Genomic DNA, 12,153 nt, shown 5'->3' with positions numbered 1-12,153 from the left:
GTGTTTAAATTATTCTTTTATTTCTGTATCGGCTATTTCGTAGCCCTCTTGTTCCAATTTTTCTACTTCTTTATCTTCCGCTCCGTGGGTTAGTTTCTTTAGTTTCTTAAGAAACAGGATTACTAAAAATCCGAAGGCCACTGTAAAAATAGTCAAGAACAAAAAGGTATTGTATTCTTGTTCGTTCTGCTCTTCGCTCAAGACAAAAGAAACCTGATAGTTTTTACCATCTCCCTTATTTTCTACTTGCTGGGCGGCATCTGGATCTTTCTCAAATGTTAAGGCCGCGTGATAAGGATTTTCTGCTGTTACTTGATTTTCTTGAAGTGTTGTTTTGAGCTTATTCACCGCCTCATCATCCAATTCAAAAATCGGGTTTAAGATTTCGTCTGCTTGGTATTGCTTAAATTTAACCTGATCATTTTCTAAGAAAACGGTTGATTTAAGGGTGAAATTTTTATCTTGATTTATCGGGTAATCATAAACCGTAACCACTTTATTTTGCTCGTTTTTAATCTCAATGCTATCTTTTGACATAAAAGGAACAATCTGTTCTTTGTTGTATAGCATCGTGCCCGAATAGGGCTCTAACTGAGCAGACTCCCCAATGCTTCCTGCCAATTTATTACCAAAACCAGTGGCTGCAAAATAAACCCCCATCATTATCGAGGCATATTTAAGCGGTGCAAGCTTAGTGATAAAAGATAAGGCTACAGGAGATGTACTCAATTCACCTATAGTGTGAAATAAGTAAGCCAAGAAAATCCAAAACATGGCTGCTTTACCAAAAGTTTCTTGACTGGCTTCTTGTGATGCAAACATCATGAATACATAACCAAGTCCCATAATAATGGTACCAATTGCCATTTTGAAAAGTGAAGAAGACTCTTTACCCTTCTTTTTCCACCATACCCAGAAGGCTCCAATTGCAGTTCCGAAAATTATGATGTAAGCGGCATTAAGCGATTGGAAAACAGCGGCTGGAATTTCTTCTAACCAACTTAAACCTATGCTTCGATCTATTTTAGCATCGGTGTACAAGTTCATTAATCCACCAGCTTGTTCAAAGGCTCCCCAAAAAACAATTACAATCAAGAAAGAAATAAATAAGACGATTACTCGATCTTTCTCTATCTTAGTTAGTGGTCTTTTGGCTGCTTCTTTTTCTTCGGCACTTACCAAAGAGCCTCCACTAAATTCTCCAACACCTTTTAAAAACTTTTGTCCCCAAATATAAACGGCTTGACCTAACAACATCCCTATACCAGCTAGACCAAACCCGTAGTGCCATCCGTAATAATAAGCCACCAATCCTACACTTATACTAGCCAAAAAAGCACCGATGTTAATACCAATATAAAAAATCGTAAAACCACTATCTCTTCTGATATCTCCTTCTTCATAGAGACCACCTACCATTGTAGAAATATTTGGCTTAAGTCCACCAACTCCCAATACAATAAGTAATAAACCAGTGAAAAATGCCCAGTCTTGCGGAATCGCTAAAACACCATGCCCTAAACACAGCAATATACCGCCCCACATTACCGTTTTCTTTTGCCCTAAAAATTTATCGGCAACCCAACCTCCAGGAATTGAGGCAACATATACCAACATAGTATACCATCCATATAACCAAATGGCATCTTTACTGCTCCATCCCAAACCTGGATCAACTGCTGTGGCCGATGCCGCAATATATAGGGTTAAAATACCCCGCATTCCATAATAGGAGAAACGCTCCCACATTTCGGTGAAAAACAATATAAAAAGCCCTACTGGGTGTCCAAAAATTTCTCTTCTTTCTCTCGTAATTGCTGCCATTTATGTTTAGGTTGATTTATAAGTTTTTTAAAATATAATTTGTCATTAGTGTATACAAGTGCAAGCGGGTATTTCCTCCGTAAATTCCGTGGTTTTTATCGGGATATATGCGCCAATCAAATTGCTTGTTTTCCTGCACCAAAGCTTCGATTAATTGCATGGTGTTTTGTACGTGAACATTATCATCTGCACTACCATGAATAAGTAAAAAGTGATTGGTATCGTCAAATTTGCTTACGTGGGTAATGGGCGAATTTTCATCATAGCCCGTAGGGTTCTCCTGTGGTGTAGTCATATAACGCTCTGTATATATAGTATCATAAAAACGCCAGCTTGTTACGGGTGCAACTGCGATGGCTAAATTGAATACGTCTCCTGCTCTAAAAATTGCATTAGAAGACATATAACCACCAAAACTCCAACCCCATATTCCAATACGATTTTCGTCTATATAATCACGCTCCCCCAATAATTTTGCAGCAGCGATTTGATCTTCTAATTCATATTTACCCAATTCTTTTTGGGTGACTTTCTTAAACTGAGCACCTTTAAACCCTGTACCTCGACCATCAACGGTAACAACTATATAACCTTGGTTGGCCAATAATTGGTACCAGTAATCATTAGTAGAAAAGTAAGTATTGGCCACCGATTGCGATCCGGGTCCTGAATATTGATACATCAGCACCGGGTATTTTTTATTCTCATCGAAATCATGGGGTTTAATCATGTACATATTTAAATCTTCGCCGTTTACACGGATGGTGCTTAATTCTTTTGGAGAAAAACCGTAGTCTTTTACTTTTTCTGCTAAAGCACTATTGTCTTGTATTTTACGTACCAACTTGCCATTTTTAGCTTGATGCAAAGTGTAAACGCTTGGCGTATTAACACTTGAATAATCATTGATAAAATAACTATAATCTGCACTAAAGTCTGCATTATTGGTCCCGGTTTTAGGCGTTAAACGCAGCTTATTTTTTCCATTAGCCAAAATGCTATAAACATCACGGTTTACGCTACCGTTCTCTGTACTTTGAAAAAAGACTCTTCCCGTATTGGGGTCAAATCCGTAAAATGCCGTCACCTCCCAATCACCTTGAGTTACTTGGTTGATTAACTTACCCTTTTTGCTATAATGATAGATATGATTATAGCCGTCTTTTTCACTTGTCCAGATAAAGCTATTGTTGTTTAAAAAAGTAAGGTTATCGGTTACATCTACATACGCCTCATCACGTTCCTCTAGAATTACATCCGCTTCAAGCGAAGTAGCATCTACAAACAATAAATCCATTTCATTTTGATGTCTGTTTAAGGCCTGTACACTTAAAATATCTTTGTCTTTCGTCCATTTTAAACGCGGCAAATATTCATAATTTTTTGGCAGCTTAACGGCCTTATTTTCTTTCAGGTTTAAATCAAAAATATGCAAACTCACTTTAGCATTATCATCACCCGCTTTAGGGTATTTAAACACCTGTTGACTAGGATATAATTGATTGTTATAACTCCCATAAATATCCATTGAAAACTCCGGCACACGGGTTTCATCAAACTTCAAGTAAGCTATCTTAGAAGCATCTGCACTCCAATCAAATGCGCGAACAAAAGCGAACTCTTCTTCGTAAACCCAATCGGTAATCCCGTTTATGATTTCATTCTTTTTACCATCTTGGGTCAACTGAGTGGTGGTTCCAGAAGCTAAATCTTTAACATAAATATTGTTTTCGTATACATAGGCTACTTTGGTTTCGTCTGGCGAAAACTGTGGCTCTTGAACTGGGTGACCAGCTAACATGATATTCTCTCCATTGTTTAAATTATAAACAAAGTAAATGGCGCGCGTAGAACGTCTATAGATCGCTTCTGTATTTACCCCTAAAAGCGCGAAATTTTCATTCGGACTTAACTGATAGGTTTCGAAATAATTAAGTTGTTTGATTTTATTTGAAGATAAAATATTTCTCGTTTGCTCGCCCGTCTCGTAACTATAGGCATCAACCCGCATATTTTGGTTACTGCGGTCATAGTGTTGCACTACATATTCTTTTCCGTTGTTTAATGAAGTTAAAGATTCCATATAGGCCGGCCTAAAAGCTCCTCCCCAAATCTCTTCTAAAGTAACTTGCTTATTTTGAGCACTTACCAAAAAAATACCCATAAAAAAAACTAGCGCGAAAGGCCTAAAAATTCTCATAATCTATATTTCATTTTTTCGAATCCAAGTTTACTAAAAATTAACGGATTTTAACGGGTTTTTGTTGTTAAATACTAAGATTATGTTAAGCAAAAAATTAGCTTCATTATCTTCTTAGCTTTAAATTGAATTGAGCTTAGTATCTTTGCCCAGCAATAATTCAAATTTATAATGAAGCAAATTCAAGGTTTTTCTAAATTAAGTAAGCAAGATAAGATCGAATGGCTAGCAACTCATTTTTTTCAAAATGCAGATTTAGCCAAACAAACTTTGATGCAGTATTGGAATTCGAACCAACAACTACAACAATTACACGACGAATTTACCGAAAACACCATTAGCAACTTATACATTCCCTTTGGCGTGGCGCCTAACTTTTTAATCGATGGCCAATTCTATAGCTTGCCCATGGCCATAGAAGAAAGTTCTGTGGTGGCTGCTGCCAGCAATGCAGCTAAATTTTGGCAAAGCAGAGGCGGGTTTAAAACCGAAATTATAGGAACAGAAAAGGTAGGACAAATACATTTTACCTTTAACGGTCAAGCCGATTTTTTATTCTCACAATTCAATTCTCTAAAACAAAGCTTAATTGAAACGGCCAATGAGGTAAGCGCAAATATGATAAAAAGAGGCGGCGGACTTACGACAATTGACTTAATAGACAAAACCGATGCCTTAGAAAATTACTATCAAATTCATGCTTGTTTTGAAACCTTAGACGCCATGGGCGCCAACTACATCAATTCTTGCTTAGAAGCAATGGCTAAGCTCTGGGAAAACGAGTTGAATGCAGCATTAGCAAACAGTACACATAAGCTTGAAGTGGTAATGAGTATATTATCCAATTATGTACCCAATTGTCTGGTCAAAGCACAGGTTAGCTGCCCAGTATCGGCACTAGCTAAAGACCAGGATAAAGCCAAACAGTATGCTCAAAAATTCGTACAAGCTGTGCAAATTGCTCAAGTAGAACCTTACCGTGCGGTGACACACAACAAAGGAATTATGAACGGAATTGATGCGTTGGTTTTGGCTACAGGTAATGATTTTAGAGCCGTTGAAGCCGGCGTGCACGCTTACGCCAGCCGAACGGGTACTTATCGCAGTTTGAGCGATGCACGCATTGAAAATGATGAATTTATTTTTGAAATGACCTTGCCTCTGGCTTTAGGTACTGTAGGCGGCTTAACTAAATTGCATCCACTGGTTAAATTAGCTTTAGAAATGCTGGGTAACCCGAATGCTCAAGAACTTATGCGTATTGCCGCAGTTTGCGGATTGGCACAGAATTTTGCTGCCCTAAACTCATTGACCACTACGGGCATTCAAAAGGGCCATATGAAAATGCATTTAATGAATATCTTAAACCAATTTCAGGCTACCGAAGAAGAAAAAACAACCATTGCCAAAATGTATGAGAACAAAACCATAAGCCATACCCAAGTAGTCGAAACCTTAAACGCCATGCGTGATGCAGCAAATTAGAGCAAACGGTAAGATCTTATTGTCTGGCGAATACGGGGTACTTGATGGAGCTCAAAGTCTGGCACTCCCTACCCAACTGGGTCAAATCTTTAGATTTGAAAAAATTAATGAACCAGAAATTCAATGGAAAAGCCTGTTTGCCGATAACAGCCTTTGGTTTGAAGTTATTTTTAAGCTTGAAAACAACCAGCTATTCGAACAAATAACGCCAGCAACCTCTGAAACAACCCGCTTAAAAGAAATCCTAGAGTACATTTTCATTAGAAAACCAAATTTAGCACAAACTGGCGGTTATAAAATAACCAGCCAGCTAGAATTTGATAAAGATTGGGGCTTGGGCTCTTCTTCTACACTTATTTACGCTTTAAGTAAGTGGGCAGGGGTAAATGCATACGAACTTCTCGAGAATACTTTTGGCGGTAGTGGCTATGATCTCGCTTGCGCGGATGCTAGCACAGCCATACTTTATAAGAAAACCAACCAACCGTATATACCAAGCGTACAACCTATACATTTCGCCCCCGATTTTAAGGAGCAACTCTTTTTTGTTTATTTAAATGAGAAGAAAAATAGTCGGGAGGCTATTGCGCATTATCAGCAGCTAAAAAAAAGTCAGCGCACCCATCTTATCGAAGTACAAAATAGGATAACCCAAAATTTATTAACTGCCCAAACCCTAACCGATTTTGAAGCTGTGTTGGAAAAAAGCGAATCGGTTTTAAGTAGAGTCTTAGGTATTAAAACGGTAAAAGAAGAGCGCTTTAAGGATTACCCCTATAGCATAAAAAGCTTAGGGGGCTGGGGAGGAGATTTTGTATTGGCAACCACAAGAAAAGCAAAAGATATGGACTATTTCATTGGCCAGGGTTACACCAATTATTTTTCTTTCGAGGACTTTATAAAATAAAAAAAGCAGCTTTAAAAGCTGCTTTTTTTATTTTATAAACACTAAGTTTAGGTCAGGGGCTTAGTAAAACTTAGCTCTTTTATCTTCGATTTCAGCCGAATTCTTCAAAGCTTTCATCAAAGCATTAGTTGCTTGGTTGGCTCTTTCTTTCGACTCTCTCTCTGCAATCAGACGGTATGAATCTAGGGGTGTAGCAGCCGTTCTGCCAGTTACTTCTACAACATATATACCCTTTTCACCTTTAATTGGAGCGCTTGGTTTACCTTCAGGTAAAAAGAAAGCTGCACCCACTACCTGTGGTTCAGAACCAGCTCCTGGTAAGACTGGATTCTCTAAATTAACAGCGTTAGCATTTTTCACCCCAACCTGCTGGCTAGATGCTAAGTCTTGTAAACTCTCAAAGCTACCTATCTTATCAAGAAGAATTTTTGCTTGCTTTTCTTTTTTGATAATTGGTGTAACTTCTTCTGAAGCTTCTTCAACAGCCATAAGGCCTTTATCATGCTTTTGTGTCAATTGTGCCACAACATACCCTGTAGGTACATCAAAACGTTTAATGTCGTTTACCGCTGTATCTTCATTGAAAGCCCACTGCACAATCGCTCTTTGATTACCTAATCCGCCTAGAGCTTCATCCATCTCTTTAATACCGTTGATATCTTTAACCTCATAAGTATTTGATTTGGCTACTTCTTGAAAATCTGATTCACCGGCTGCGATTTCGAATTTTGTAGTTTCAGCAAATAAATCATTACCGGTTTTTTCAGATGGTTCTATTTCTTTGGCAACTGTTGCAATTTTAATTGCCTTTATAGGCGCTTTTTTCTCCTCAATCAAAACTACGTGATAACCAAACTCTGTTTCTGTAACCCCTAAACTTGGTGAGCTATCTGCGAAAAGATAGTCAATAAAGTCTGAGCTATTCGTATTTCTATAGTTTACCCAACCTAAGTCGCCTTCTTTATCTTTGGTAGACGCATCGGCAGAAAACTCCTGTGCAAATTCTTTGAATAAATCTTGATTGGATTTCAACTCTGCGCTTAAACTGTCCGCTAATTTTTTAGCTTCTTCTTTGGTACGTTCTATATCTTGACCAACTGCAGTTCCCGAATAAGCAACCAAAATATGTTTTGCTTTTACAGAATCTGTCATTTGTTTTGACTCAACCACCTTAGAGGCCTTCCAGAAGTTATTATGTTTGTATGGCCCGTATATAGATCCGATTTCGGTACTCATTAGTGCGTCTGCAAATGCCGTTGGAAGTTCATCTTTAAAACTAAAGCGATCTTCATAGGCTAAATCAGAATTCTCATTAATAAATTCTTGATAATCAGAAGTGTTTTTTAAGCCTTTGATTTCCTCTTCCATTTTAGAAACCTCATTGTAGATTTTTCTATCTTCTAATAAGCTCATCAACTCTTGCTTGGTTTCTTCGTCATCCGCTTGCGAAGGCTTTTCTTCAAAATACACATACTGTATAGCACGAGAAGCTTCGGTAGTATACTTTTTCTTATTATCTTGTAAATAAGCCTTAATATCTTCTTTACTTACTTCTACTTCTCCAGCTTTTTCGTAAGGTATTTGTACAAAATTCAAGTTAACTTGATCGTTTTGCTTTTTATAAGCTTGCTCGCCTTCAACTAAAGTTGCCCCAACACCTGCTCGCACAAGATTATAATACAATTGTGCTTTGGCTTGTTGAGCAATATTATTTTCTATACTCACCCATTGCTGATATGCTTCTGGAGAGTTTGCCTTTAAATTAGCAATGTATTCTTTCATTTTACCAAAATCAAATTGTCCATTTTCATTGGTAAAGTTTGGATTACCTGCAAATTGCTGCTTGATACTGTTGTTGATTTGATCGTTTCCTACCTGCAGGCCTAATTTTTCAAGCTGTTCACTTAACAAAGTCTGGTTTACTTGATTTTCCCAAACTTGCTTTACGGCTTGTGCTGTGGTTAAGTTACCTCTTGAATTACGCTGAACCCCCTCAACTTGTCTTGCAAAAGCTTCACGGCTAATCTCCTCACCATTTACAACACCAATGATGTTTTGATCTTTAGCACCCGAAAATCCTCCACTTCTAAACAAATCAGCTAAAACAAAAGAAAATAAAGCTAATGCGATAATGATGATTAGAAAAACAGAACGTTGTCTAATTTTATTTAATACTGCCATTTTTAAAGGTTATTTATCTAAATATAGTGGGCGAAAATAAGATATTTATACAGATAATAAAATATTTTTCAAAGAAAAACTTAGGCTTATTTTTATTTTTTAAGCAATTTTCTAAGGCTAATCTTAATCTTCTAAACGTTCAATTTGTACCAATTCAATTTTTGTGTTGGAAACTTCAAGCACTTTAATCTTATAATCATTCACCATGATTTGCCCTCCCTTTTGAGGAATTTCTTCGGTGTGATGAACAATAAGCCCACCAAGTGTTTCATAGTTTTCTTCTTCGGGGAGATCTAATTTATAGGTTTCGTTTATGTAGTCAACCTCCATTCTAGCCGAAAATTTGTACACGTTTTCGGCCAACTCTTCTTCGATGAGCACTGGTGCATCATGCTCATCTTCAATTTCCCCAAATAACTCTTCTACAATATCTTCGACCGTCATCATACCACTAGTGCCACCGTATTCATCTAGCACTACTGCGATACTTTTTCGTTTTTTAATCAGTAAATTTAATACATCTTTCACCAGCATAGTTTCGGGCACATACACCACTGGTATCATTATATCTTTTATACTTTGCGGATTTTTAAACAATTCAAAAGAATGCACATAGCCTATAATATCATCATTACTCTCTTTGTAGACCAGCAGTTTACTCAAGCCTGTGTCGGTAAAAATATTAATTAGGTTTTGTGGAGTTTCGGTTAGATCTACGGCAATAATTTCTGTTCGAGGTACCATAACTTCTCGAGACTTAACCTCTGAAAAATCAAGCGCATTTTTAAAGATTTGAATTTCAGAATCAATCTCGTCATTTTCTTGAACGGCATCCATTTGCTCATTGATATAATGCCCCAATTCTACCTTACTAAAAGCCAATTGCACCTCATCGCCCTCGGTTTTAAAAAAAAGTTTAAGCACTAAATCTGATATCCAGATGACAAATGCTGAAACCGGAGTAAAAAGGAGGTAAAAGAAATATGCTGGCAAAGCAAAAAACTTAAGTAATGTATTGGCATATATCTGAAAAAACACTTTAGGCAAAAACTCAGCCGTAAAAAGAATTACCAATGTAGAAATTAAAGTCTGTGTAAAAAGCAAGGCTTCGTTGACCAAATAGGAAAAAAAAGCGGGCGTATCTGAATTTACGGATTGTTGCAATAATTCTACTAACAAATCACCCATAAAAAAACCGTAAATCACTAAGGCTATATTATTGCCTACCAACATGGTTGCGATAAACTTGGATGGTTTTTTGGTAAGCTTTGCTAATACTTTAGCTAGAAAATCATTTTGTTTTTTTTCAATTTCAATATGAATTTTATTGGACGAAACGTAGGCGATTTCCATTCCTGAAAAAAAGGCGGAGAGAACTAAGGATAATAAAATTATAAAAAGATCTAACTCCATTATTGCTGATTGCGTTTCTCTACGCGTTTCCTAAACCTTCGCTTAAAAAAGAACATAAAGATTGCCAGAATTACAAAAAAACTAAATAAGTAAGCTTGGCTTCGGTCTTTATTCCAAAGCATAATCGTTTCATAAGTAAAGAAGGCTGCTATTACAAGGTAAGCATATTCAAAATATTTATACACTTTATTCATAGTCTATTGGTCTATAACCTGCATTCCTTTATTAGAACGCGAGATGAATTTATTAAATTTTTCATTAGCATCAAAACTTTCGCCGTTATTCACCGCTCCGTTTTTGAATTGAACCTGATAGGGTACATCAGAAAAAACCCACTGTTTAGATTGATCCCAATAAAGTTGATTAGCTTTAAGCACCACACTATCACTTGTAGTGATTACGACATTATTTTGAAGATCTACCAAACTCGTTTGTTCATATAAAATACCATAATCGGCTTTAATGGTATTTTTCTGATTTTTCTCATCATAAAAGTCAAGCTCTAAACCCTCTGGAAAAGCTCTATAACCAAAATCTAATTGTGTAAAGTCCTGCATCAATGGAGTTCTTAAAAAAGCTTTGATTTTACCACTATCGGTATAAACTAGTTTAATACCTTGACCAGATGTTTGTGGTTTTATTTCTTGCACCTCCCATTTTCTTACCGTACTCAGGCGTTCATTGCAAGAAAAAAACATTGCTGCTATAGCGATAGCAGCAATGTTTTTAAACTGAATAATTAGACTCTCTTTGATATACATCTTATCCTGGAATTCGAACGCTTTCTCCAATCCAGCATCCAATCTTGATGGTTTCCCCGGCTTTTCTACCTTCTTGGAAAACATCAGATTTCTGCGGTGCTCTTCCTCTATAACTTGCAGCTGCTTGCTTTGCAGATGAACTAATTGCAGGACTTACACGCGCTGCTCTTTCTGCATATTCTGCTGCCAACCAGTATACCGCACGTTTATTAAAAGTGGTGTCTCCACAATTGTTTGCACTACTAGCATACATACTTGCTATTTGCAAATAAGCGCTACCCAAAGATGGCTGTATGTTTAAAGCTTTTTTATAGTAACTACGTGCTTTTGAGAAGCTGCCAGACTTTTTATAGTTACCAGCAATCATCATATACACCCTAGCTTTATCAATTTTATTGTCTTCTAAATCAGCCGACTGCTCGTAATACTCCAAAGCCTTGCTATACTTTCCGTCTTTAGCAGCCAATTGCCCCAAATAAAGCGCTGACTTAGCAGATGGTTCTTGTTTGTGTAATGATTCAACTAATTTAAAAAACAAAGGATCTCCAGTACACTCCTTAGCCGATAAACGCTTAGCTGCTCTCTTTAACCACTCTACATCCTCTTTTTTAGCGTCAAATTCTTTATTATATAATGGAATTAAGTTGTCACAGTCTGCTCTTTCTCCTAACAACCCGTTAATTCCTTGTTTAATTTTATTGAAATTATTTAAGTAGATATCAGTATTTTTTAAGATACGCTCTTCTTTACTACTTAGAGACTCACCTAGCTCTTGCTTTTTAAGCAAAGGTTCGGCTTGACCGGCACGATAAATTTCTTGTTCTTCAATTTTTTGAATTAACTCATCATACATTGTAAAAACCTCTTGTAAGTCACGGTTTCCAGCATCTTGTTCAGCTACCAAAATATTAAAGTAAACATAAAGCGTTCGTGGATCATTTACATTCTCTTTATCTTCTTTCCAGGCTTTCTCATACCAACTCAATTGCTCGGCTGCTGTACCGATTTTATAATCGTACATTGCCTCTGCGATGTTGGCATAGGTTTCTCCTTTTGAAGTTTTTGCTGGGAAATTTTGGAGTCTTAATTTATAATTCTCTATCAATTGCTCGGCATATTGTTTTTGCAACTCTGCATCATCTTTGGTAGACTTAGCAAAATGCTTTAACATACGATCTCCGTATTGATACAAGCTAATGTGATAATCTTGACAAGATTTTATCAATTTTTCATAATAAGGTTTTGCGGCTTTGTAATCTTTTACCTTGGCACTTTGCGAAAACAAAGATAAAGCTCTAGCACAATCTACCTCTTGAGCAGCAACAGATTGATTTGCAAAAACACCAATGGCCAATAAAATTAAGAATTTGATTTTCATAGTA

8 protein-coding genes are annotated in these 12,153 nt (G+C 36.8%); 2 read left to right on the top strand and 6 right to left on the bottom strand.

Features of this window, described 5'->3' with window-relative positions; all coding sequences use genetic code 11:
* Window positions 1–9: 9 nt before the first annotated feature.
* Both ACFSQ0_RS10440 and ACFSQ0_RS10435 read right to left on the bottom strand, forming a co-directional pair.
* Window positions 10–1,824 (bottom strand): peptide MFS transporter, encoded by a 1,815-nt coding sequence (locus tag ACFSQ0_RS10440; RefSeq protein WP_379047922.1) that lies wholly within the window; start codon window positions 1,822–1,824, stop codon window positions 10–12.
* A gap of 16 nt (window positions 1,825–1,840) precedes the next feature.
* Window positions 1,841–4,024 carry a S9 family peptidase gene (locus tag ACFSQ0_RS10435; protein WP_379047919.1) on the bottom strand — a complete coding sequence of 728 codons (2,184 nt, stop codon included), beginning with the start codon at window positions 4,022–4,024 and terminating at the stop codon, window positions 1,841–1,843.
* A gap of 168 nt (window positions 4,025–4,192) precedes the next feature.
* Between ACFSQ0_RS10435 and ACFSQ0_RS10430 the strand changes: the two genes are divergently transcribed.
* Together ACFSQ0_RS10430 and ACFSQ0_RS10425 are read left to right on the top strand one after the other, a co-directional pair.
* Window positions 4,193–5,509: a hydroxymethylglutaryl-CoA reductase, degradative gene (locus tag ACFSQ0_RS10430; RefSeq protein ID WP_379048825.1), complete on the top strand. Its 1,317-nt coding sequence runs from the start codon at window positions 4,193–4,195 to the stop codon at window positions 5,507–5,509.
* Complete coding sequence (locus ACFSQ0_RS10425; protein WP_379047916.1) at window positions 5,496–6,416, top strand: GYDIA family GHMP kinase; 921 nt, start codon at window positions 5,496–5,498, stop codon at window positions 6,414–6,416. Before ACFSQ0_RS10430 ends, ACFSQ0_RS10425 begins: the two co-directional genes overlap by 14 nt.
* Window positions 6,417–6,476: 60 nt before the next feature.
* Here the strand turns inward: ACFSQ0_RS10425 and ACFSQ0_RS10420 are convergent, their stop codons facing one another.
* The 4 genes from ACFSQ0_RS10420 to ACFSQ0_RS10405 all read right to left on the bottom strand — a co-directional run bounded on the left by ACFSQ0_RS10420 (window position 6,477) and on the right by ACFSQ0_RS10405 (window position 12,149).
* Entirely contained in the window at window positions 6,477–8,597 is a 2,121-nt protein-coding gene (locus tag ACFSQ0_RS10420; protein WP_379047913.1) for a peptidylprolyl isomerase, read from the bottom strand.
* A gap of 123 nt (window positions 8,598–8,720) precedes the next feature.
* The gene (locus ACFSQ0_RS10415) at window positions 8,721–10,010 is read right to left on the bottom strand and encodes a hemolysin family protein (RefSeq protein WP_379047910.1); all 1,290 of its coding nucleotides are present in this window, start codon (window positions 10,008–10,010) and stop codon (window positions 8,721–8,723) included.
* 197 nt (window positions 10,011–10,207) lie between these two features.
* Window positions 10,208–10,771, bottom strand: a complete 564-nt coding sequence (lptC, locus tag ACFSQ0_RS10410) for an LPS export ABC transporter periplasmic protein LptC (protein WP_379047907.1) — start codon at window positions 10,769–10,771, stop codon at window positions 10,208–10,210.
* A gap of 1 nt (window position 10,772) precedes the next feature.
* On the bottom strand, window positions 10,773–12,149 hold the full coding sequence (locus tag ACFSQ0_RS10405) for a tetratricopeptide repeat protein (protein ID WP_379047904.1): 1,377 nt from the start codon (window positions 12,147–12,149) through the stop codon (window positions 10,773–10,775).
* Window positions 12,150–12,153: the final 4 nt, after the last annotated feature.

The organism is Mesonia sediminis (assembly GCF_042684705.1).
Classification (GTDB): Bacteria; Bacteroidota; Bacteroidia; order Flavobacteriales; family Flavobacteriaceae; genus Mesonia; species Mesonia sediminis.
This window is presented reverse-complemented; position numbering and strand designations above follow the sequence as displayed.

What these genes read in the sequence shown, in the direction of transcription:
- ACFSQ0_RS10420 (WP_379047913.1), bottom strand. Translation starts at nt 8,597, where the DNA reads ATGGCAGTATTAAATAAAATTAGACAACGTTCTGTTTTTCTAATCATC.
- ACFSQ0_RS10405 (WP_379047904.1), bottom strand. Translation starts at nt 12,149, where the DNA reads ATGAAAATCAAATTCTTAATTTTATTGGCCATTGGTGTTTTTGCAAAT.
- ACFSQ0_RS10440 (WP_379047922.1), bottom strand. Translation starts at nt 1,824, where the DNA reads ATGGCAGCAATTACGAGAGAAAGAAGAGAAATTTTTGGACACCCAGTA.
- lptC (WP_379047907.1), bottom strand. Translation starts at nt 10,771, where the DNA reads ATGTATATCAAAGAGAGTCTAATTATTCAGTTTAAAAACATTGCTGCT.
- ACFSQ0_RS10425 (WP_379047916.1), top strand. Translation starts at nt 5,496, where the DNA reads ATGCAGCAAATTAGAGCAAACGGTAAGATCTTATTGTCTGGCGAATAC.
- ACFSQ0_RS10435 (WP_379047919.1), bottom strand. Translation starts at nt 4,024, where the DNA reads ATGAGAATTTTTAGGCCTTTCGCGCTAGTTTTTTTTATGGGTATTTTT.
- ACFSQ0_RS10415 (WP_379047910.1), bottom strand. Translation starts at nt 10,010, where the DNA reads ATGGAGTTAGATCTTTTTATAATTTTATTATCCTTAGTTCTCTCCGCC.